We start from the raw sequence: 23,869 nt of genomic DNA on the forward strand, positions 1-23,869 counted from the left end.
CTTGAATTGGATACTTAATATTAAGTATCCAATTTTTTTGGATATTAAACTGAAAAAATATTGGAGGCATTAATATGAAGAAATTTACAAGAAATGATATACGAAATATTGCGATAATAGCTCACGTTGACCATGGAAAAACTACTTTGGTTGATGCTTTATTAAAACAAAGCAATGTATTTAGAAGCAATGAAAAAGTTGAAGAAAGAGTAATGGATTCTAATGAAATTGAAAAAGAAAGAGGAATTACTATACTTTCAAAAAATACAGCTGTTACTCATACTGGAATAAAAATTAATATAGTAGATACCCCTGGACATGCTGATTTTGGTGGAGAAGTTGAACGTGTTTTAAAGATGGTAGATAGTGTTCTTTTAGTAGTTGATGCTTTTGAAGGTGCAATGCCTCAGACTAAATTTGTATTAAAAAAAGCTTTAGAATTAAGTTTAAGACCTATAGTTGTTATAAATAAAATAGATAAACCTAATGCTAGACCTGAAGAAGTTTTAGATGAAATATTTGATTTATTTATAGAGTTAGGAGCTACAGATGAACAATTAGATTTTCCAGTAGTATACTGTTCGGCTAAAGAAGGAATAGCTAAAAGGGAAATAGATGAGAATAGTGAAAATATGGATGCTTTATTTGATGTTATTATAAAAAATGTTAAGGCTCCAGAAGGATATTTAGATAAGCCTTTTCAGATGTTGGTTACAACAATAGATTCTAATGATTATGTAGGAAAAATTGGAATAGGTAAAATAGAAAGAGGAATAATAAAAAGAAATGAGCCCCTAGCATTAATAAGAAAAGATGGAAAAATAGATAAAGTAAAAGTTTCTAATTTATATGTTTATAATGGATTAAAAAGAGAAGAAGTAGAAGAAGCAAAACTAGGAGATATAGTTGCTGTAGCTGGAATACCAGATATAAATATAGGTGAGACTTTAGCTAATATAAATGATCCAGAGGCTCTTCCTTTTGTAGATATAGATGAACCTACATTAAGTATGTATTTTATGGTTAATGATTCTCCATTTGCAGGAAAAGAAGGAGATTATGTTACATCTAGACATATTAGAGATAGATTAATGAAAGAGCTAGAAACTAATGTAAGTTTAAAAGTAGAAGAAACAGATTCTCCTGATTGTTTTAAAGTAAGTGGAAGAGGAGAATTACATTTATCTATATTAATTGAAACAATGAGAAGAGAAGGATATGAGTTCCAAGTTTCTAAACCTAGTGTTATATATAAAGAAGAAAATGGAAAAAAATTAGAACCAATAGAACATTTAACTATAGATGTGCCAGAAGAATTTATGGGACCGGTTATAGAAAAATTAGGACCAAGAAAAGCAGAAATGGTTAATATGACTTCTGCAGTAAATGGATATACTAGAATAGAATTTAAAGTGCCTTCTAGAGGGCTTATTGGTTTTAGAAATGAATTTATGACAGATACAAAAGGTAATGGAATAATGAATCATGTTTTAGATGGTTATGAATTATATAAAGGAGATATACCAGGAAGAAGTAGAGGGTCTTTAGTTGCTTTTGAAAAGGGAACAGCAGTAGCTTATGGTTTATTTAATGCTCAAGAAAGAGGAAGTTTATTTATAGAACCAGCTTTAGAAGTATATGAAGGTATGGTTGTAGGTGAATGTTCAAGGGCAGAAGATATAGAAGTAAATGTTTGTAAAAAGAAACATTTATCTAATACTAGATCTTCTAGTGCAGATGAAGCATTAAAATTAGTTCCTGTTAGAAAGATGACACTAGAACAGTGTATAGAGTTTATTTCAGAAGATGAGTTATTAGAAATAACACCTAAAAGTGTAAGAATGAGAAAAAAAATATTAGATAGTGACATTAGAAGAAAAATGGCATATAGAAAAGAAAAATAAATAGTTTTTATATAAGAGGATAATTATGAAAAATAAATTTTTAAAAATAATATTATTTATTTTATTAATATTTTTTTCTTCTATATCAATATATTATTATAAACTAATTTCTCACCCATTTAAAATTAACAAAAATAATATAAAAATTGTTGTAGATAAAAATGATAGTTTATATGGATTAATTGATAAATTAGAAAAAAATGGACATATGCATAATAAGTATTTTCTTAAGTTTTATATAAAAATGAATAAATTAGAAACAAATATTAGACCTGGTAAATACAGTTTTTCAAATGATATATCTATTAAAAGTTTTATAAAAAATTTAAATGAAGGCATATATAGTGATAATATGATAAAAATTACTATACCAGAAGGATATACTGTAGAAAATATAGCTAATTTATTAGAAAAAAAGAATATAGTAAACAAAGAGGAGTTTTTAGATACTTGTAAAAAATATGAAGTAAGTTATATAAATGATAATGAAGTTAATAAAAAATACTTAGTAGAAGGGTATTTATACCCAGATACCTACTTTTTTTATGAAGATATGGAGCCAGAAGATGTAATATACAGTATGCTAGATAGATTTAATGAGATAATACAAAGTATTAAAAATACAAGTAAAATCAATATTGAAGAAAAAAATATAAATGAAATTATAACTATGGCATCAATAGTGGAAAATGAAGCGGAATTAGATGCAGAAAGAGATAAAGTAGCTTCTGTGTTTTATAATAGACTAAGTAAAAACATAAAATTAGAATCCTGTGCTACAGTTCAATATGCGTTAGGTCAACATAAGGAGAAGTTATATTACAAAGATTTAAAGATTAAGTCTCCTTATAATACATATATTGTAAAAGGATTACCTCCTGGACCTATATGTTCACCAGGTAGAAAATCTATTGAAGCAGCATTAAATCCTGCTAAAACTGAATATTTATATTTTGTTTCTAAGAATGACAAAACTCATTTTTTTACTAAAGATTATAAAGAATTTTTAAAAGTAAAATCTAAAACACAACAATATTAATAACGGAGGGTAAAATGAGTGGAATAACTTTTGATTATATGGAACAATATATAAGAAACCTTATAGGAGATAATGCAAATGTATTAAAAGAATTAGAAGATTATGCTGTGGAAAATTCTGTTCCTATTATACATAAGGAAGTAGCTAGGTTTATTGAATTAATTATAAACATTAAAAGACCTTTAAAAATATTAGAGTTGGGTACAGCAATTGGATATTCTTCTATATTAATGTGTAGTACTTCTAAAGAAATCAGAAAAATTCATACTATTGAAAGAGATAAAAATATGATTGAAATAGCAAATGAAAATATAAAAAAATATGGCTTTCAAGATAAAATAAAAGTTATATCAGGAGAATGTTTAGATGTTTTAAGTAAATTAGATGAAAAGTATGATTTGATTTTTATGGATGCAGGAAAAGGTCATTATAATCATTTTTTACCTTATTGTTTGAATTTATTAGAAAAAGATGGAATAATAATTGCTGATAATGTTTTGTTTAGAGGCATGGTAGCTTGTGATAAATTAGTTAAAAGAAGAAAAATAACTATAGTTAAGAGAATGAGAAAGTATTTAGAGATGGTATCTAATAATAAAGAATTTATAACTTCTATTATACCTATGGGAGATGGTATTGCTGTTACCATAAGGAGGAATAAGGATGAATAAACCAGAAATATTAGCACCAGCAGGTAATTTAGAAAAATTAAAAACTGCTATAAAATTTGGTGCAGATGCTGTGTACTTAGGAGGAAGTAAACTAAATTTAAGAGCTTTTGCAGATAATTTTACAGAAGAACAGCTTGCAGAAGGTGTAATGTATGCACATAAATATGGTAAAAAAGTTTATGTTACTATAAATGTTTTTCCACATAATTCGGATTTAGTTGGATTGGAAGAATATTTAAAGCATTTATATGAAATTGGAGTAGATGCAATTATAGTGTCAGACCCAGGAATAATAATGACAGCAAGAGAAGTAGTGCCAGATTTAGAGTTACATTTAAGTACTCAAGCTAATAATGTAAATTGGAAATCAGCTGTATTTTGGCACAAACAAGGTGTTAAAAGAATAGTATTAGCTAGGGAATTATCTTTAAAAGAAATAAAAGAAATTAGGAATAAAATCCCTGAAACATGTGAATTAGAAGCTTTTGTTCATGGTTCTATGTGTATGTCTTATTCCGGTAGATGTGTGCTTTCTAACTATATGACAGGTAGAGATTCAAATAGAGGTCAATGTGCTCAGCCTTGTAGGTATAAATATTATCTTATGGAGGAAAAAAGACCAGGTCAATATTTTCCTGTATTTGAAGATGATAAAGGAACTTATATTTTAAATTCAAAGGATTTATGCATGATAGAATATATTCCAGAATTAGTTGAAGCAGGAATAACTTCTTTAAAAATAGAAGGCAGAATGAAAAGTTCATACTATGTGGCTACTATAGTTAAGTCTTATAGGCAAGCATTAGATTCTTATATGGATAATCCTAAAGAGTATAAGTTTCAGAAAAAGTGGTTAGAAAATTTAATGAAAGTAAGTCACAGAATTTACTATACAGGATTTTATTTTGGAGATCCTAATAAACAAATATATGAAACATCCTCCTATATAAGGAATTATGATATAGTTGGAATAGTAAAAAAATATGACAAAGAGACAAATATAGCTACTATAGAACAAAGAAATAAGATATTAAATGGGGATGAAGTAGAAGTTTTAAGACCAGAAGGAGATAATTTTAAAGTTAAATTAAATAATATGAAAAATGAAAAAGGAGAACCAATTGACTCAGCACCAGTAGCTCAAATGATTTTTAAATCAGAAATAAATAAAGAACTTAATAAGGATGACATGCTAATTAAAAGTAAAAATAAATAAGTTTTAATAATTTAAAAGAATAAAACACCTTGCTTTAGGTAAAAATTTAGTCTATAGTGAGGTGTTTTTTGTGCGAAAATATATTTGTAAAAGTAATAGTAAAGTAGTGGGTTTTATTTTTGTAGTAATTTTTTTCATTTTATTATTTAAAATATTTAAATTTCAATATATAAGGGCAGATAAATTAAGTGTAATGGCAGATTCACAATATTGTTATAAAGAAAATATAAATGAATTAAATTATTTATTACTAGATTGTAATGGAAAAGAACTATTAAATTGCAATAAAGAATACTATGCTGTTATAATACCTGAAATGTTTATGAAAAATGATATAGATAAAAAAGGTGAAAGTATTTTCACAATAATATATATTTTAAGAAATTATAATAATAAATACGACTTAACAAAAATACAAAATGTAACATATAGTAGTAAGATTTATTATAAAATAGATAAAAATACTTATGAAAAGTTAAAGGATATTAAAAACATAAAAGGATTTTATGTATATTTTTGTAATAAAGTAGATAGAAAAAAAGCTTGGAAAGTGGAAAATTTAATTACAAACTCTAAAAAGTTACAAGATAATACTTTAAAGTCTGAAAAATCTTTAGAGATGAAAATTTATAATAAAACCAAAAACAATAAAAAACCAGAAATAATTTATAAAAAGGATATAGAAGGAAATATTTATTCTAAAGAATTTAATATACCTAAAAATAATATAAATGTAGTATCTACCCTAGACAAAAATATACAAAATAAAATAAAAGAAATAATTACAAATAATACATATAATAAATATGAACAAATAGGTGTGATTTTAATGGAAAGTTCTACAGGCAAAATAAGAGGTATGGTGCAAAAGGATGATACATTTCCCAATGTTAATTTAGGAGCCTATCAAGGATTTTATCCAGGATCTATATTTAAAACATTAGTAGAAGAAGCAGCATTAGAAACAGGCAAGGTTTCATTAAATGATAAGTTTAAATGTAGAGGTTTATATGAAAATCCTAATTATGAAACTCATGGAAGTTTAAGTTTAGAAGAAGCTTTTATAGTTTCTTGTAATGATACTTTTTCTCAAATAGGTAATAAAGTAGGTTATGAAGCCATATATAATATTGCTCTTAATCAAGGATTGTTTAATAAAATTTTAGATTTAGAGTATGAAAAAAAAGGAAAATTAGAAGTGGATAAACCTAAAATTAAAGATGGAAGTTTAGGGTTATTTTCTATAGGTCAAAATTTAAAAATAACTCCTATACAGGCCATAGGAATAGTTAATACGGTAGTTAATAAAGGAGTATATATTAAACCTAACATAATTGAAGGCTATGTAGATGGAGATAATAAGTTTAAATCTAGGGTTTACATTGAATCTAAAAGGGCAATAAATGATAATACAGCAGATATTATGAAGAATCAAATGATTAATGTAGTTAAGCATGGAACTGGAAAATTAACATATTTAGAATATATTGAAATTGGAGGAAAAACAGGAACTACAGAAAGAATAGAAAAAAAAGATAAAGAGTTTAAAGAATATTCAGATGGATGGTTTATAGGTTTTTTTAATTTGAATAATAAATATTATTCTATGGTAGTATTTATTGAAAACATAAATAAAAATACCCAAGGTGCTGGTAATACTGCGTGTCCTTTATTTAAAGAACTAGTTGAGGAATTTTCAAAAATGAATTATAAGTAATTAAAAAAATGTAAATTTTTTTTAATTATTATGCAATTTTTTTGTTGCCAATCATATTATAATAATAAGCATTATTAGGAGGATTGGCTTTTGTTTTTATCAGATTGTATAATTAATATGATTGGTAATTTAGTATTTTTAACTGCATATGTAAGCAGTAATACATCTTTTCCTCAACCTTTAAATAGTAAAGAAGAAAAGTACTATTTAGAAAAATTTAAAGAAGGGGATTTATTTGCAAAAAGTGTACTAGTAGAAAGAAATTTAAGATTAGTGGCACATATTGTAAAAAAATATTCCTATCCAGGTAAAGATGTAGATGATTTGATATCTATAGGAATAGTAGGTCTTATAAAAGCTATAGATTCTTATGATATATCCAAAGGTACAAGACTTGCTACTTATGCGGCTAAATGTATAGATAATGAAATTTTAATGTTAATTAGAAACAATAAAAAGATAAGAAATGAAGTATATCTTCAAGATCCAATAGGAGTTGATAAGGAAGGAAATGAAATATCTCTTATGGATATTTTAGGAACAGATGAAGATTCTGTTATAGAAATTGTAGAAACAAAAATACAAATAAAAAAGCTATATGATAAAATTGATAAATGTTTAGGAGAAAGAGAAAAAATAGTTATACAAATGAGGTATGGATTAGGAGATGGAAAAATAAGAACCCAAAGAGAAATAGCTAAAATATTGGGAATATCTAGATCTTATGTATCTAGAATAGAAAAAAAAGCATTGAAAAAATTAAATAAAGCCTTAAACCCTGATGGAATTTAAAATTATAAAAATTTATAAATTAAGTATTAATATATAGAAATATATGCTAAAATTTATATAAGTTAATAGAAATTTTTTAATATTATAAAAATATAAATACAGTAAAATTATGAAGGGAGAAAACAAAAGTGATATCACTAAATGATTTACTAAAGAAGACAGTAGAAGCAAAAGCATCTGATTTACATTTAACAGTTGGAATGTCACCAACTATAAGAGTAAATGGTAAGCTTGAGCGTATTAATAATATAAAATTAACTACTAATGATACAGAAGCATATGTAAAAGAAATACTAGATGATTTATATAATGAATATATTAAAATAGGAGAAATTGATACATCCTATTCTATAGCAGGACTTGGAAGATTTAGAGTAAATGTATATAAACAAAGAGGAAGTCATGCTATTGCTATAAGAGTAGTTGGTTTGAAAGTGCCAAATTTAAGTGAAATTAAATTACCTAAAGTAGTTAAGACTCTAACTAATATACAAAAAGGGTTAGTACTGATAACAGGACCTACTGGTTGTGGTAAGAGTACTACTTTAGCTGCAATGATTAATGAAATTAATAATACTAGGGCTACTCATATAATTACTTTAGAAGAGCCTGTAGAATATCTTCATAAACACAATAAATCTATAATAAATCAAAGAGAAATTGGAAGAGATACTTTAAGCTATAGTAATGCTTTAAAATCAGTATTAAGAGAGGATCCAGATATTATACTAATAGGAGAAATGAGGGATATAGAAACAATTAATATTGCTCTTACAGCAGCAGAAACAGGTCATTTAGTATTTTCTACATTACATACAATAGGAGCTGTAAATACAATAAGTAGAATTATAGATGTATACCCACCACATCAACAACAACAAGTTAAGATACAATTAGCCTCAGTTCTAGAAGGAATTGTTTGTCAACAACTTATTCCAAGATCTGATGAAGAAGGTAGAATAGCAGCTACTGAAATTATGATTTCTACTCCTGCTATAAAAAATATGATAAGAGAAGGAAAAATACATCAAATAGAATCTTCTATGCAGACAGGATCGAAGCATGGTATGCAAACCATGGACATGTCTTTAGTAGATTTGTATAAAAAAGGATTAATTTCTTATAATAGTGCTTTAAGCTATTCGGTTGATAAAGAAATGTTCGAAAAAATAGCAACATTATAAATAAAAAGAACCTAAATTTGATAGGTTCTTTTTTTATGTTAAAAAATTTTAAAGAAATTCAATATAAATAATCCTATTTAAGAAAACTAATTTAAAGTAAATAAGCTAACAATATTAATATATATTAGCATACTTCATATGTAAAAACAAATTAAAATTATACTATAAAGTATAGCTTTTAAATTAAAAGTATATAATAAAACTGAATAGATAAAATTATATTTTAAATACTGTAATTTGCTTTAATTTATGCTTATTTGTTATAGCATACAAAATATTTTATATAATTATTATAAAATGCTATAGTAATTAATATTTATTTATGCTAAAATATCTTTGAATTAGGGGGGATTTTTTGTGGATGTTTTAAAAGAAATAATACATTATAGTTCTAGAATATTAACATACACAGTATTCTTCATATCTATGTATTATCTATGTATATCCTTTTTCGGTATATGGAGGAAAAAAGATACTAAAAAAGTTAAAGACCAAAAAAGTTTTGCGTTAATAGTAGCAGCTCATAATGAGGAAATTGTTATAGCTAATGTAGTAGAAAGCTTAAAAAAATTAGATTACCCCAAAGAACTTTATGATATATTTGTAATTGCAGATAATTGCTCGGATAAAACCGCAATAAAGGCAAAAAATGCAGGAGCTATTGTGCATGAAAGATTTAATAAAGAAAAAAAAGGAAAAGGGTTTGCTTTAGAGTGGATGTTTGGCAAAATATTTAAAATGGAAAAAAAATATGATGCTGTAGCAGTTTTTGATGCAGATAACATTGTTCATAGAGATTTTTTAAAAGAAATGAATAAAAAATTTTGTGAAGGGTATAGAGTTGTGCAAGGCTACTTAGATAGTAAAAATCCTTTGGATACGTGGATTACGGGAAGTTACTCAATATCTTTTTGGACTGCAAATAGAATGTTTCAGCTTTCGAGAAGTAATTTAGGATTATCCAATCAGTTAGGTGGTACAGGTTTCTGTATAGAAACAGATATATTAAAACAATTAGGATGGGGTGCTACTTGTCTTACTGAAGATTTAGAATTCACTTGTAAGTTAGTTTTAAATGGTTATAAAGTAGGATGGGCTCATGATGCTATAATTTATGATGAAAAACCGCTTACTTTAAGACAATCCTGGAGACAAAGAAAAAGATGGATGCAAGGATTTGCAGATGTATCTAGTCGATATTTTTTTAAATTATTAAAAAAGTCTATAAAAGAATTAAGTTTTACATCCATAGACTGTGCATTTTATAGTATACAGCCTATAGTTATGATTTTGTTTGGAGTATCTATGCTTATTAGTTTATTTCAATATTGCATGAGCATATTTAATGTAATGTCTAATTTTAATACAGTGGTATATTCTATAAGTATAAATATGTTTACAATTACAGCAATATTATTATCTATACTTCAATTTATATACACACCTTTTATATTAGTATTAGATAAAAAATTAAATTTAAAAGTATTTTGGTACTATATAATATATCCTCTATATGCTATAACATGGTTTCCAATTTCTGTACAAGGTATTATAGATAAAAATAAAAAAGAATGGGATCATACTAAACATACTAGAAACGTAAATATAAATGAATTTGAAAAAGCTAATTGAGAGTAAATAATATAATTCATACAATGAGAAAGGTGAAAATCTTTCTCATTTTTCCATAGTTAGGTAAATAAAAATGTTATTATTTAATTTTATTAGATTAATTATTAAAAATAAAAGGAAATAATAAATTTATGTTGAATATATACCATTGTGATGTTCCTTAAATTAAAGGGGGAATAGTTGGATGAATGATTATGTAATAGGACTAGATATAGGATCATCTAAGATATGTGCAGCAGCAGGGAAAGTTGATAAAAATGGAGAACTTCAAATAATAGGAATTACTTATGTAAACTGTAGTGGAATAAAAAAAGGTATAGTAGTTGATATAGATGATACATCTGAAGCAATAAAACAATGTATTGAGCAATTAGAAAGAATGGTAGATATATCTATTTCAGATGTTTATATATCTTTACCAAATGGCATTTGTGAATTATTATATAATAAAGGGGTAGTAGCAATTTCTTCTGAGGATGGAGAAATAAAAAAATCTGATGTAGAAAGAGTATTAAAGGCAGCTAAAATTATTGCTATTTCATCCGATAAAGAAGTAATAGATGTTATACCCCAACAATATATAGTAGATGGCTATGACAATATAAAAGATCCTACAGGAATGTCAGGACTAAGACTAGAGGTAGATGCACAAATAATATTATCTCAAACTACAATTATAAATAATATTTATAAAAGTGTAAATAAAGCAGGAGTAAAAGTAGCAGGAATAGTGTTTCAACCTTTAGCTATTTCACAAGTAATATTGCAAGAAGATGAAAAAAACACAAATACAGCTATAATAGATATAGGATCTGATACTACTGATATTGCTATATTTAAAAATGGAAAATTGCATTGGAGAGATATGATTCCATTGGGTGGAAGCAATATAACTAATGATATTTCACTATGTCTTAAAATACCTTTTTCAGAAGCAGAAAAACTTAAAATAAAATATTCTGATTTGAGTTATAATGAATCAAAAGAAAATTTAACTATTCAAGTTAATACTAATTATAATAATGTTATAGAAATAGATAAAAATATACTTATAGAAATAATCAATGCTAGAATAGAAGAAATATTACAATTAATACATAAAAAATTAAAAAATAGTGGACAATATAATGAAATTTCCGGCATAGTTATAGTTGGAGGCGGAATTTCTTTAATTAAAGAAATAGAGGAATTCGGTAAGAATATTTTAGGCAAACCTTTAAGAATAGGCATACCTAAATTTATTGGAGCCTCTAATCCAATTTATGTTCCTGTAACAGGTATAATTCAAGATGTTATCAATACATTAAAAATTGATAATATAGATAATTATTTTGAAGAAAGTAATGAAAATTTAGACTGGGTAAAAGATAGAGAAACTAAAGAATCTAATGAAAAAAGTAGTGGTATTATATCGAAAATAAAAGAGTTTTTTACAGATTTTTTCTAATAAGGGAGGTATTATTGTGCTAGATTTTGATGTTGATGTTCAGCAATTTGCCCAAATAAAGGTAATTGGCTGTGGCGGCGGTGGTAATAATGCGTTAAATAGAATGATTTCATCAGGACTTAAAAATGTAGAATTTATAGCTATAAATACTGATAGACAAGCATTAATGCTATCTCAAGCATCCCAAAAAATACAAATAGGTGATAAACTTACGAAAGGATTAGGTGCAGGAGCTAATCCTGAAATTGGGAAAAAAGCAGCAGAAGAAAGTAAAGATGAAATTTCACAAGCAATAAAAGGTGCAGATATGGTTTTTATTACTGCAGGAATGGGAGGCGGAACTGGTACTGGAGCTGCTCCAGTAATAGCTGAAATAGCAAAATCTATGGGCATATTAACTGTAGGTGTTGTTACAAAACCTTTTCCATTTGAAGGTAGAAAGAGAATGATTCATGCAGAAATGGGAGTAAAAAATTTAAAAGAAACAGTAGACACATTAGTTACAATACCTAATGAAAGATTATTAAGTATAGTTGATAAAAAAACTACTTTAGTGGAATCTTTTAAATTAGCAGATGATGTATTAAGACAAGGTGTACAAGGTATATCAGACTTAATTACAATACCAGGACTTGTAAATTTAGACTTTGCAGATGTTAGAACAATAATGATTGATAAAGGACTTGCTCATATGGGCGTAGGAAAAGGTTCAGGGGATAATAGGGCTCAAGAAGCAGCTAAACAGGCAATATCTAGTCCTCTTTTAGAAACTTCTATTATTGGAGCTACAGGAGTTTTATTGAATATTACTGGAGGGGGAGATTTAGGTCTTTTGGAAATTAATGAAGCTGCAGAAATAGTGCAAGAAGCAGCAGATCCAGATGCAAATATAATTTTTGGAGCTGTAATAGATGAAAGTCTTAAAGAGGAATTAAGAATAACTGTTATTGCTACTGGATTTGAAAGTGATAAGGAAACTATAATTAATAATATGCAAAATGAATCAAAACCTAATAATACAGAAAGTGAAGCTGAAGTAGCAACTTCAGTAGACAAAGGAAGAGAATTTGAACAAAATGATTTAGAAATACCTGCTTTTTTAAGGAGACAAAAAAAGTAATTTTTTACTTAATAACTTGAAATAACCCCTTTAAAAAATTTATTTTAATTTTTTAAAGGGGTTATTTCAAGTTATTAAGTAAAAATTAGTATAATTTTAAATTTTATGGCATATTATAGAAAATAAAAATAAGATTAGCTCATTCAAAATGACAAAATTTTGAAAAAAATAAGTATATAATAATAAATAGAATTCTATTTAATTTGTAAGGAAGGTGTTAGTTTGGAAATATATTTAGATGTTCTCTTAGTAGAGAATTGTATAATAAATGTGTTTCTCATGTATGTAACATCTCAAACTATAAAAATAAAAGTCAACTTTAAGTATATATTTTTATCAGGATTTATTGGGAGCATATATTTATTATGTATTTTGTTATTTAAAAGTTTTTATAATATTGTATTTAAACTTATAGTAGCATTTGTAATGACATTAGTTTGTTTTAGAAAAAAGAATATTTTATTTAATTTAAAGGCATCCATAATACTTATTTTATATGCTATATTACTTGCAGGTATGTGTATATTTATAGAATTCAACAACAAAGGTTATATGCCATTAAATGGAGTTATATTAAACTTTTCCTGCAAAAAATTGATTATATCAATTATGATTATATATATGCTTATAGATAGAATAATAATTTATATTAAAGATAGGAAAGAAGTAAGTGGTCTTATATATGATATAGATATAATTTTAAATAATTCTAATAAAAAGATAAAAGCTTTTTTAGATACAGGAAATGAACTTAGAGAACCAGTTACCAATTTACCTGTTATAGTAGCTGAAAAAGAAATATTTAATGGAGTTAATATTAGTAATTATAGTAATTTTAAAATACCATATAGAGTAGTTAATGGATGTAGAGGAAGTTTAATAGCTTTTAAACCTAATTATATTAAAATATATAAAGATAAAAAAGGCAATTTTAAAAATGAGGAAGTAATAATAGCATTGACGGATTGCAAATTAAGTGATTATGGAGATTATAATGCTCTTTTATCTAGGGGAATTATATAAATAATGTATTAAGGAGGATACTATGATTACTTTAAAAGAAATAATTAATAATATATTAGTGAAATTTAAAATTTTTTCAAAAAAGATATATTACATAGGTGGAAATGATGTTTTACCACCACCACTAACTAAAGAAGAAGAAAGTGGTTTAATTAATAAGTTAGTACTAGGAGATGAAAGTGTAAGATCTATTTTAATAGAGAGAAATATTAGGTTAGTAGTGTATATAGCTAGAAAATTTGAAAATACCGGAATAAATATAGAAGATTTAGTTTCAGTAGGTACTATAGGACTTATAAAGGCAGTTAATACTTTTAATCCTGAGAAAAAAATAAAATTAGCTACTTATGCTTCAAGATGTATAGAAAATGAAATACTTATGTATTTAAGAAGAAATAGTAAAGTAAAAGCTGAAATATCGTTTTATGAACCTTTAAATGTAGATTGGGATGGAAATGAATTATTATTATCAGATATTTTAGGTACAGATGCGGATGAAGTTTATAACATAATAGAAGATGAAGTTGACAAGCAATTATTGTTTGTAGCTATGGAAAAGTTAAGCGAAAGAGAAAGAAAAATTATCAAATTAAGATTTGGATTAAATGGTTCCACAGAAAAGACTCAAAAGGAGGTAGCAGATATGTTAGGCATATCTCAATCTTATATATCAAGATTAGAAAAAAGGATTATTAAAAGGCTAAAAAAGGAAATAAGCAAAATGCTCTAAATTTATATTAGTATAAAAATAAGCTTCTTTGGAAACACTTTAAATGCGAATATTCTGAAGGGGCTGATAACTTTATGGCAATTAATAAAGTTGAAATTTGTGGAGTAAATACGGCAAAATTGCCAGTTTTAAAAGAAAAAGAAATGAAAGAATTATTACTACGCATAAAAGGTGGGGATAAAAATTCAAGAGAAAAGTTCATAAAAGGAAATTTAAGATTAATTTTAAGTGTCATTCAAAGATTTAATAATAGGGGAGAAAATCCAGATGATTTGTTTCAAGTAGGATGTATAGGACTTATAAAAGCTATTGATAATTTTGATTTGTCACATAATGTTAAGTTTTCAACTTATGCAGTTCCTATGATAATAGGTGAAATAAGAAGGTATTTAAGAGACAATAATTCTATTAGAGTAAGCAGATCTTTAAGAGATATAGCTTATAAAGCTTTACAAGTTAGAGATAGGTTAATAGGAAAAAATAATAAAGAACCTACTATATCTGAAATATCAAAAGAACTAAATTTACCAAGAGAAGAGGTAGTTTTTGCTTTAGATGCAATACAAGATCCTATATCTTTATTTGAGCCTATATATCATGATGGTGGAGATGCTATATATGTAATGGATCAAATAAGTGACAAAAAAAATTTGGATGAAAGCTGGATAGAAAATATATCTATAAAAGAGGCTATGAAAAAATTAAATGACAGAGAAAAGTTAATACTTAATTTAAGATTTTTCAACGGAAGAACTCAAATGGAGGTTGCAGAAGAAATAGGAATATCACAAGCACAAGTATCTAGATTAGAAAAAACAGCATTAAAACATATGAGAAAATACATATAATTTTATATGTTAATTAAAAAAGACTTAAAAATCAATTGATTTTTAAGTCTTTTTTAATTAACAAACTATTTAATATATAAATCTTATTATGAAAAGAATAATTAAATTTATTTATACATATAAGTATTATATAATGTTTAAAAGGTGGGATTGGAATTGTCAGAGTATACTTCTTTATATTCAATTCAAAGCTTAAAAACTATGGAAATTATAGACTTGAATTCTGGTAGCAAAGTAGGGTACATAAAAGATTTTAAAATAGATTGTAATGATTATAGTATATTATCTATTATAATTCCATCAGGGAAAGTTTCTATATTTGGGAAAAATAATGATATAGAAATACCCTGGGAAAATGTAAAAAAAATAGGTGTGGATGTTATACTAATTGATGGTAGCGATTTCGTAATAGAAGATAAATAGTAGTAATTATATATAAAATAATATATAATATATAATAAATAACATAAATAAGGACGTGAAAATAACATGAAATGCCCATATTGTGGTTACGGAGAGAGTAAAGTTGTTGATTCAAGATCTACTGAAGATGATATGTCTATTAGAAGGCGAAGAGAGTGTACGAAATGCAGAAAAAGGTATACTACTTATGAAAAAGTAGAAAGTACTCCTATACTAGTTATAAAAAAGAATATGAGCAGAGAATATTTTGATAAATCTAAAATTATTAATGGATTAATAAAAGCATGTCAAAAAAGACCTGTTTCTAGAAGTGAAATAGAAAATATTGCAGATAATATTGAAAAGGATATTAATAATAAAATGCTTACAGAAGTTAAATCAGAATATATAGGTGAATTAATTATGAAGTATTTAAAAAATATAGATGAAGTATCTTATGTAAGATTTGCTTCTGTATATAGGCAATTTAAAGATGTGAATACATTCATGGAGGAAATAAAGGCTTTAATTACAGATAAACAGTAAATATAAAAAAGAGCTTAAAAAGCTCTTTATTTTTTATGTTTATTGTATAATACTTATAATAAATTAATTATTTTAGGAGGCTATTATGGAGAAACTTAAATTTAATGTATTTAATGTAAAAAACTATGAATTTTTAGTATTTAGTTATAATACAGCAAAATTTGTTTTTTCTACAGCAAAAGGAGATTTAAACTTTCATAAAAAAAGTTTATCTAAAGAAAAAAATTTTAATATTTTAAAAAAGCACTTTAAATTAAACGAAATTTCATATCTAAATCAAATTCATAGCGATGTTATATATAATTACAATGGTAAAATTGAAGAAGGAGATGCTCTTATAACTAATAAATCTAATTTGGGTATAGGTGTATTTACTGCGGATTGTGTTCCAGTACTTATTTTAGATTCTAAAAAAAATATAATAGCAGCAGTCCATAGTGGATGGAAAGGTACTTTAAATTGTATTGTATTAAAAACTTTAGATAAAATGATAAGGGACTTTGATTGTAATACGGAAAATATCATTGCTGTTATAGGACCTCATATAGGAGATTGTTGTTATGAAGTTGGGGAAGAAGTTATAAATAAATTTAAAAATTGTGAATTGTATAAAAATCAAAACATATTTAAAGGGAATAAGTTAAGTATGGAGAAATGTATAATTAGACAATTAAATTATAAAAACGTAAATAAAATTAAAACATTAAATATATGTACATTTTGTAATAAAGAATATAACTTATATTCTTATAGAAAAAATAAAGATGGAAAAAGAATGTTTTCTTTTATATATTTTAAATAATAATTAGGGGGCAAGTTTATGATTAAGCAAAAAATATTAATTGTAGATGACGAAGAACACATACAAGAACTTATAAAGTTTAATTTAGAAAACAATGGATATAATGTATTGTGTGTAGATAATGGAATAAGTGCTTTGGACACAGTAAAAAGTCAAAAACCAGATTTAGTTTTATTAGATTTAATGTTACCTGGTATGGATGGTTATGAAGTTTGTAGAGAAATAAGAAAGGATATATATATATCTACCACTCCAATTATTATGATAACTGCTAAAAGTGAAGAATTTGATAAAGTATTAGGTTTAGAATTAGGAGCAGATGATTATATAACTAAGCCTTTTTCTATAAGAGAAATGTTGGCTAGAATTAAAGCAGTTCTTAGAAGAACAGAAAATAAACAAGAATATGTTTTTCACAAATTTGGAAATATTATAATTGATTTAGAGAAGCACGAAGTTAGAAAAAATAATAATAAGGTTGAACTGACTTTAAAGGAATTTGAATTGCTAAAAATACTTGTTAAAAATAAAGGAAGAGTATTAACAAGAGATTTTCTTTTAGATAAAATTTGGGGATATGAATATATAGGAGAGACACGAACAGTAGATGTGCACATTAGACATTTAAGAAAAAAAATAGAAGATGATGATAAAGAACCTAAATATATAGAAACTATTAGGGGAATAGGATATAGATTTAATATAGGGGAATAAGAAATGAAAAAAAAATTAATGATTTCTATACTGATAACTGTATTTTTTAGTTTTATAATTTCAGCTATACTTTTCATAGTAGTAGCTAATTATGAATATATAGAGGGTGTTAAAGAAAATTTAAGAAATAATAATAAGATTACTATTAGTATAATAGAAAATAATAATTTAATTGATAAAGATAAATTATTTAAAAATATTTATACAAACAATAAAATAAGATTAACTTATGTAGATAATAAAGGAGTTGTCATAAAGGATTCTTTAGGAAAAACAGAAGAATTTAGTAATCACAACAATAGAGAGGAAATAATTAAAGCTAGAAAATATGGTGAAGGATATACTATAAGATATAGTGATTCTACTAAAAAGGAAATTATATATTTTGCTACTTACTTTAAAAATGGATATGTTATAAGAAGTTCTATTCCAATAGACACAATTACTGGATTAAAATCTACTTATTATAAATATTATTTATTTATATTTATTTTAGTTTTGTTAATTTCTTTTATTATTTCTTCTAAGCTTTCTAATGCTATTATAAGTCCTATAAAAGAGTTGGAGTTTACAACATATAAAATAGCTTTAGGGGATATGAATAGAAGAGTAAATATAAAATCTAAAGATGAAATAGGTGAATTAGCAAATACTTTTAATAGTATGGCAGACAGATTACAAAATACGTTGAGAGATGCTTTAGAAAAACAAAATAGGATAGAAGCTATATTAAGAAGTATGGATAGTGGAGTTATTGCTGTGGATAAAGATCTTAAAATATTAATGATAAATCCTTATGCTAAGAAGCTATTTGGAATTAATAAAGATATAATAGGAAAAAATTTACTGGAAAATATAGAAATTTTTAAATCCGAAAATATATTTAAAGAAGATGAAGAAGGAATTTATAAAGAAATAACTTTGTTATGGAATAATAAAAAGTACTTGAGAGTTAGAATAGCAGATATTATAAATGGATACGAATATATAGGTAAAGTTGCTGTATTGCAAGACATAACTGATATTAAAAAATTAGAAAATATGAGAAGTCAATTTGTTGCAAATGTATCCCATGAATTAAAAACTCCATTAACATCTATAAAAGGATTTGCAGAAACACTAAAATACGTAGACGATGCTGCAAATAAAGAAAAATTTTTAAATATAATAAATGATGAAGCGGAAAGACTTACAAGGTTAATAAACGATATATTAACTTTGTCACATATAGAGAATAATAAATATGAAAAATCAGAATATGTAAATTTAAATGAAGTAATAAAGGATGTTTGTAATTTAATAAAAAATGTTGCTAAAAATAAAAATATAGAGGTAAGTGTAGTAGGGGATAAAATACCTAATATGTTGTGTGAGAGAGATAAAATAAAGCAAATGGTTTTAAATCTTGTAGATAATGCAGTAAAGTATACAAATAGTAATGGCAAAGTTGTTGTAGGAACTAAATTAGAAGATAAAAAGTGTGTACTATGGGTAGAAGATACTGGTGAAGGCATTTCTAAAGAGCATATAGAGAGATTATTTGAAAGATTTTATAGAGTTGATAAGGCTAGATCAAGATCTCAAGGTGGAACAGGATTAGGATTAGCTATTGTAAAACATATTGTAATGGGGCTAGATGGAGATATAACTGTGGAGAGTGAAGTTGGAAAAGGCAGCAAATTTATTGTTACCATACCTATTGATGATTAAAAGACAATACAAAAAATTGCCATGCAATTTTTAGTTAAGAGGGAATAGATAAGAGTTAAAAATTCTCCAATTAACTAAAAAATTGCATGGCAATTTTTTTATATTGTTAAGTATACTTAACAATAATATAATAGCTATTTAACGTTACTTATGTATTATAGTATTTAAAAGAAAACATAAATTTGAGGAGGTATTTTTGTAATGAAGAAATTAAATATTAAATTTGTTTTATTTTCATTATTGATATGTGTTTTTAGTATAGGAATAATAGGTTGTAGTAATAAAAAAGTGTCCAATGAGGCACAAAATAATAGTACTGAAGATAATTTGTCTGGCACAATTACATCATTAGGTTCTTCTGCGTTACAACCTTTAGTTGAACAAGCAGCAAAAAACTTTCAATCCCAAAATCCTAAAGTGACTATAAATGTACAAGGTGGAGGAAGTGGTGCTGGAATAAATCAAGTAATAGAAGGCTCTGTAGATATAGGAAATTCTGATGTATTGGCAGAAGATAAAGTAAAGGATAAATCTCAAACAGGTAAATTAGTAGATCACAAAGTATGTGGAATAGGATTTGCTTTAATAGTTAATAAGAATGTAAATGTTGATAAATTAACTTCAGAACAAGTACAAGATATATTTCAAGGTAAAATTACTAATTGGAAAGAAGTAGGAGGAAAGGATGAACCTATAAATATTATAAATAGAACTAAATCTTCAGGAACAAGACATACTTTTAAAACTACAGTTATGGGTGGTAAAGATGAAAAAGATGGTATAGGAACTATTCAAGATTCAAGTGGTAGTGTTGTAAAAGCTGTTCAAAATACTAAGGGTTCAATAAGTTATGTAGCATTATCTTATTTAACTGATGAGGTAAGAGATAATTTAAAAGTTTTAAATATAGATGGAATTAATCCAAGCGTGGAAAACATAGTTTCAGGTAAATATAAATTTTGGTCTTATGAGCATATGTATACAAATGGTAAACCTAATAAGTTAGTGGAAGCATTTTTAAATTATATGGTTAGCGATGAGAATTCAAAATTAATTGAAAAATTAGGTTATATATCAATGAAAAATTTAGCAAAATAATTAAAAAATTTTAATAAGAGGTAATTTTATGGAAAAAAGTTATGTGTTTCATAGTAATATAAAAGGTGAACCAAAAAAAAGATCATTTATTAAAAAATTAAAAACAGAGTATATAGGGAAGACATTATCTACTATATGCGGATTACTAATAGTTATTTTAACTTTATCTATTATAGGATTTCTCACAGTGAAAGGAGTTAGTACTTTTACCAAACACAATTATTCTGTAATTGAGTTTATATTTTCGTCAAAGTGGTTACCAGATGCTGAAGTACCACAGTTTGGAGCTTTGATATTTATAGTAGGTTCTACATTGGTTTCTTTAGGAGCAATTTTTATAAGTGCTCCTTTAGGAATAGCATTAGCAATTTTTATGAATTTTATATCACCCAAATTCGGTAATTTAGTACTTAAACCAGCTTTAGAATTGTTTGTAGGTATTCCATCTGTTGTATATGGATGGGTTGGAATTTGTGTATTAATTCCTTTTTTAAAAGGTTCTTCAAATAGTGTGGGGTTTAGCTTAATAGCGGGAATAATAGTGCTTAGTGTAATGATACTTCCAACTATATCAAGTATATCATCAGATGCAATGAAAACTGTTCCTAAAGATTATTTAGAGGCTTCTTATGGATTAGGAGCAACTAGATGGCAGACTATAACTAAAGTAATTATACCTTCAGCTAAAAATGGTATATTAACTAGCGTTATATTAGGGATTACTAGAGCATTTGGAGAAGCTCTTGCAGTACAAATGGTTATAGGAAATACACTTCAGTTTCCTAAAAATTTATATAGTCCAACATCTACATTAACAGGAGTATTAACAATGGATATGGCTAATACAATATCAGGAACACTTTGGAATGATGCATTATGGTCATTAGCTTTATTTTTGCTTATAGTATCTTTTATATTTATATTAATAATTAAATTCATATCTGCAAAAGAGGTGAAATAAATGTATGAAAGCTAAGTCTGTAGATAAGTTTTTTAATTCAATATTATATATTGTATCAATTTTCATTATTTTACTTTTAATATCCTTAATAAGTTATATAATTTTTAATGGAAGAAATTTTTTGAGATTTGAATTTTTATTTGGAAATCCTAAAATAGGAGAAGCAGGAGGAGGTATAGGTCCTCAATTATTTAATTCATTTTACATGCTAATAATATCTCTTTTAATAACAGTACCTTTAGGAGTAGGGGCTGGTATTTATTTAGCTCAATATGCTAAAAATAAAAGATTATTATATATTATAAGATTATGTTTAGAAACTATGTCCTCTCTTCCTTCCATAGTTGTAGGACTATTTGGATTATTAGTTTTTGTAAAGGCTACTGGATGGGGATTTACGCTGCTTTCAGGTTCATTAGCAGTAGCTATTATAAATTTACCAGGGCTTACTAGAGTAAGTGAAAATGCAATAATATCTTCAGCATCATTAGTAGAAGAAGCTAGTTTAGGGTTAGGAGCAACTAGGTGGCAAACTATAAAAAAGGTTGTATTGCCATCGGCAATGCCTCAAATATTAACAGGTGTTATATTAGCTTCAGGAAGAATTTTTGGAGAAGCTGCAGCACTTTTATATACTGCTGGTATGAGTGCACCAATATTAAATATACACAGTAATGTAACCAGTAAGTCATTTCCTCTTAATTTAATGAGACCTGCAGAGACTTTATCAGTCTATATATGGCAGTTAAATTCAGAAGGTATGGTACCAGATGCGGCACAAATAGCAAATGGAGCAGCAGCAGTGCTTATAATAATGGTTTTAGTATTTAATATATTTTCTAGAATTATAGGTAATAAGATTTATAAAAAATATACAGGAAGTAAATAAGGAGGATACACATGGCTATAATAGATACAATAAATTTAAATTTATATTATGGAAAAGTTCAAGCTTTAAAAGATGTAAATATAAGCTTTGAAGAAAACACTGTTACAGCATTAATAGGTCCTTCTGGTTGTGGAAAATCTACATTTCTTAGAACTTTAAATAGAATGAATGATTTAATAGATAGTGTACGTATAGATGGAGAAGTTCTATTTGAAGGTAAAAATATATATAAGGATTATGATGAAATTTATCTTAGGAAGAGAATAGGAATGGTATTTCAAAAGCCTAATCCTTTTCCTATGTCTATATATAATAATGTGGCCTATGGTCCTAAAATACATGGTGTTAAAGATAAAAATAAATTAGATGAAATTGTAGAAAAAAGTTTAAAAGGAGCGGCACTTTGGGATGAAGTAAAGGATAATTTAAAAAAGAGTGCTATAGGATTATCTGGTGGACAACAACAAAGAGTATGTATAGCTAGGACATTAGCAGTAGAACCAGATGTAATATTAATGGATGAACCAACTTCGGCATTAGATCCTATATCTACTTTAAAAATTGAAGAATTAATGGATGAATTGAAAAAAAATTACACTGTGATAATAGTAACTCACAATATGCAACAAGCAGGAAGAATAGCAGATAATACCGCCTTTTTTTTAAATGGAGAAATTATAGAGTTTGATAAAACAGAAGATATATTTCATAAACCTCAAGATAAAAGAACGGAAGATTACATTACAGGTAGATTTGGATAATTTTAAAAGGAGAGGTGGCATAAGGTGTTAAGAAAAAATTTTGATTATAATTTGCAAGTATTACGTAGTGATGTTTTGAGAATGGGAAATATAGTTGAAAAACAGATACATGAATCTATTAAAGCTTTAATAAATCAAAATGAAGAATTAGCACAAAAGATTATTGTAAAGGATGATTTAGTAGACGAGCTTCAAAAAGAAATAGAATATAAATGTGTTAAGTTAATAGCTAAAGAACAACCTCTAGCTGAAGATTTAAGATTTATATTTACAACTATAAAAATAGTTACAGATTTAGAGAGAATGGCTGATCATGCAGTAGATATATGTAAAATAGCTATATTATTAAAAAATGAAAAATATATAAAAGAGCTTATTAATATTCCAAAGATATCTGAAATAGTAAAAATTATGATAGAAAAAGTTTTAGAGGCTTATGTAAGTAAAGATATAAATAAATGCTATTATGTATGTAAAATGGATGATGATATAGATGGATTGTATAGAAAAACTTTTGATGAATTAATAGATATAATGAGGAAATTGCACAATTAAACTTCCTCAATTATATTTAAAAATCATTACTTTTTGTTAATAATTAACTATTTTGTTCAGAAAAAGATAATAGCAAAGCTAAGGTGCTATTGCACCTGTGGATAACTT

Annotated in this window: 23 protein-coding genes; all 23 read left to right on the forward strand. The window is 25.9% G+C overall.

Features of this window, described 5'->3' with window-relative positions:
* Positions 1 to 74: 74 nt before the first annotated feature.
* The 23 genes from typA to phoU all read left to right on the forward strand — a co-directional run bounded on the left by typA (position 75) and on the right by phoU (position 23,761).
* On the forward strand, positions 75 to 1,904 hold the full coding sequence (typA, locus tag CLOACE_RS08570; RefSeq protein ID WP_070110693.1) for a translational GTPase TypA: 1,830 nt from the start codon (positions 75 to 77) through the stop codon (positions 1,902 to 1,904).
* 25 nt (positions 1,905 to 1,929) lie between these two features.
* Positions 1,930 to 2,943 carry an endolytic transglycosylase MltG gene (gene mltG / locus CLOACE_RS08575; RefSeq protein WP_070110694.1) on the forward strand — a complete coding sequence of 338 codons (1,014 nt, stop codon included), beginning with the start codon at positions 1,930 to 1,932 and terminating at the stop codon, positions 2,941 to 2,943.
* 14 nt (positions 2,944 to 2,957) lie between these two features.
* On the forward strand, positions 2,958 to 3,614 hold the full coding sequence (locus tag CLOACE_RS08580; protein WP_070110695.1) for an O-methyltransferase: 657 nt from the start codon (positions 2,958 to 2,960) through the stop codon (positions 3,612 to 3,614).
* Positions 3,607 to 4,830 (forward strand): peptidase U32 family protein, encoded by a 1,224-nt coding sequence (locus tag CLOACE_RS08585; RefSeq protein WP_070110696.1) that lies wholly within the window; start codon positions 3,607 to 3,609, stop codon positions 4,828 to 4,830. Before CLOACE_RS08580 ends, CLOACE_RS08585 begins: the two co-directional genes overlap by 8 nt.
* Before the next feature lie 61 nt (positions 4,831 to 4,891).
* Positions 4,892 to 6,547, forward strand: coding sequence for a penicillin-binding transpeptidase domain-containing protein (locus CLOACE_RS08590; RefSeq protein WP_070110697.1), 1,656 nt, complete (start codon positions 4,892 to 4,894; stop codon positions 6,545 to 6,547).
* Between the two features lie 90 nt (positions 6,548 to 6,637).
* Complete coding sequence (sigK, locus tag CLOACE_RS08595) at positions 6,638 to 7,339, forward strand: RNA polymerase sporulation sigma factor SigK (RefSeq protein ID WP_070110698.1); 702 nt, start codon at positions 6,638 to 6,640, stop codon at positions 7,337 to 7,339.
* A 128-nt stretch (positions 7,340 to 7,467) separates the two neighbouring features.
* The gene (locus CLOACE_RS08600) at positions 7,468 to 8,523 is read left to right on the forward strand and encodes a type IV pilus twitching motility protein PilT (RefSeq protein WP_070110699.1); all 1,056 of its coding nucleotides are present in this window, start codon (positions 7,468 to 7,470) and stop codon (positions 8,521 to 8,523) included.
* A gap of 357 nt (positions 8,524 to 8,880) precedes the next feature.
* Entirely contained in the window at positions 8,881 to 10,155 is a 1,275-nt protein-coding gene (locus tag CLOACE_RS08605) for a glycosyltransferase family 2 protein (protein ID WP_070110700.1), read from the forward strand.
* A 184-nt stretch (positions 10,156 to 10,339) separates the two neighbouring features.
* On the forward strand, positions 10,340 to 11,602 hold the full coding sequence (gene ftsA / locus CLOACE_RS08610) for a cell division protein FtsA (protein ID WP_070110701.1): 1,263 nt from the start codon (positions 10,340 to 10,342) through the stop codon (positions 11,600 to 11,602).
* A gap of 16 nt (positions 11,603 to 11,618) precedes the next feature.
* On the forward strand, positions 11,619 to 12,722 hold the full coding sequence (gene ftsZ / locus CLOACE_RS08615; protein ID WP_070110702.1) for a cell division protein FtsZ: 1,104 nt from the start codon (positions 11,619 to 11,621) through the stop codon (positions 12,720 to 12,722).
* Between the two features lie 222 nt (positions 12,723 to 12,944).
* Positions 12,945 to 13,745, forward strand: a complete 801-nt coding sequence (spoIIGA, locus tag CLOACE_RS08620; RefSeq protein ID WP_070110703.1) for a sigma-E processing peptidase SpoIIGA — start codon at positions 12,945 to 12,947, stop codon at positions 13,743 to 13,745.
* A gap of 22 nt (positions 13,746 to 13,767) precedes the next feature.
* On the forward strand, positions 13,768 to 14,475 hold the full coding sequence (gene sigE, locus CLOACE_RS08625) for an RNA polymerase sporulation sigma factor SigE (RefSeq protein WP_070110704.1): 708 nt from the start codon (positions 13,768 to 13,770) through the stop codon (positions 14,473 to 14,475).
* 74 nt (positions 14,476 to 14,549) lie between these two features.
* Positions 14,550 to 15,323 carry an RNA polymerase sporulation sigma factor SigG gene (gene sigG / locus CLOACE_RS08630; RefSeq protein ID WP_070110705.1) on the forward strand — a complete coding sequence of 258 codons (774 nt, stop codon included), beginning with the start codon at positions 14,550 to 14,552 and terminating at the stop codon, positions 15,321 to 15,323.
* A gap of 156 nt (positions 15,324 to 15,479) precedes the next feature.
* Entirely contained in the window at positions 15,480 to 15,746 is a 267-nt protein-coding gene (locus CLOACE_RS08635) for a YlmC/YmxH family sporulation protein (RefSeq protein WP_423230264.1), read from the forward strand.
* A 66-nt stretch (positions 15,747 to 15,812) separates the two neighbouring features.
* Entirely contained in the window at positions 15,813 to 16,271 is a 459-nt protein-coding gene (gene nrdR / locus CLOACE_RS08640) for a transcriptional regulator NrdR (RefSeq protein ID WP_070110707.1), read from the forward strand.
* Between the two features lie 85 nt (positions 16,272 to 16,356).
* Positions 16,357 to 17,073 carry a peptidoglycan editing factor PgeF gene (pgeF, locus tag CLOACE_RS08645; RefSeq protein WP_070110708.1) on the forward strand — a complete coding sequence of 239 codons (717 nt, stop codon included), beginning with the start codon at positions 16,357 to 16,359 and terminating at the stop codon, positions 17,071 to 17,073.
* Between the two features lie 18 nt (positions 17,074 to 17,091).
* Positions 17,092 to 17,787, forward strand: a complete 696-nt coding sequence (locus tag CLOACE_RS08650) for a response regulator transcription factor (protein ID WP_070110709.1) — start codon at positions 17,092 to 17,094, stop codon at positions 17,785 to 17,787.
* A 3-nt stretch (positions 17,788 to 17,790) separates the two neighbouring features.
* Positions 17,791 to 19,497: a two-component system histidine kinase PnpS gene (gene pnpS, locus CLOACE_RS08655; protein ID WP_070110710.1), complete on the forward strand. Its 1,707-nt coding sequence runs from the start codon at positions 17,791 to 17,793 to the stop codon at positions 19,495 to 19,497.
* A gap of 201 nt (positions 19,498 to 19,698) precedes the next feature.
* On the forward strand, positions 19,699 to 20,595 hold the full coding sequence (locus CLOACE_RS08660) for a phosphate ABC transporter substrate-binding protein (RefSeq protein WP_070110711.1): 897 nt from the start codon (positions 19,699 to 19,701) through the stop codon (positions 20,593 to 20,595).
* 28 nt (positions 20,596 to 20,623) lie between these two features.
* Positions 20,624 to 21,556: a phosphate ABC transporter permease subunit PstC gene (gene pstC, locus CLOACE_RS08665; protein WP_070110712.1), complete on the forward strand. Its 933-nt coding sequence runs from the start codon at positions 20,624 to 20,626 to the stop codon at positions 21,554 to 21,556.
* Between the two features lie 4 nt (positions 21,557 to 21,560).
* Positions 21,561 to 22,445, forward strand: coding sequence for a phosphate ABC transporter permease PstA (gene pstA / locus CLOACE_RS08670; RefSeq protein WP_070110713.1), 885 nt, complete (start codon positions 21,561 to 21,563; stop codon positions 22,443 to 22,445).
* A gap of 11 nt (positions 22,446 to 22,456) precedes the next feature.
* Positions 22,457 to 23,206: a phosphate ABC transporter ATP-binding protein PstB gene (gene pstB, locus CLOACE_RS08675; RefSeq protein WP_070110714.1), complete on the forward strand. Its 750-nt coding sequence runs from the start codon at positions 22,457 to 22,459 to the stop codon at positions 23,204 to 23,206.
* Positions 23,207 to 23,230: 24 nt separating this feature from the next.
* Positions 23,231 to 23,761 (forward strand): phosphate signaling complex protein PhoU, encoded by a 531-nt coding sequence (gene phoU / locus CLOACE_RS08680; RefSeq protein WP_070110715.1) that lies wholly within the window; start codon positions 23,231 to 23,233, stop codon positions 23,759 to 23,761.
* The last annotated feature ends 108 nt before the right edge of the window (positions 23,762 to 23,869 follow it).

Origin of the sequence: Clostridium acetireducens DSM 10703 (assembly GCF_001758365.1) — a bacterium.
GTDB lineage: Bacteria > Bacillota > Clostridia > Clostridiales > Clostridiaceae > Clostridium_C > Clostridium_C acetireducens.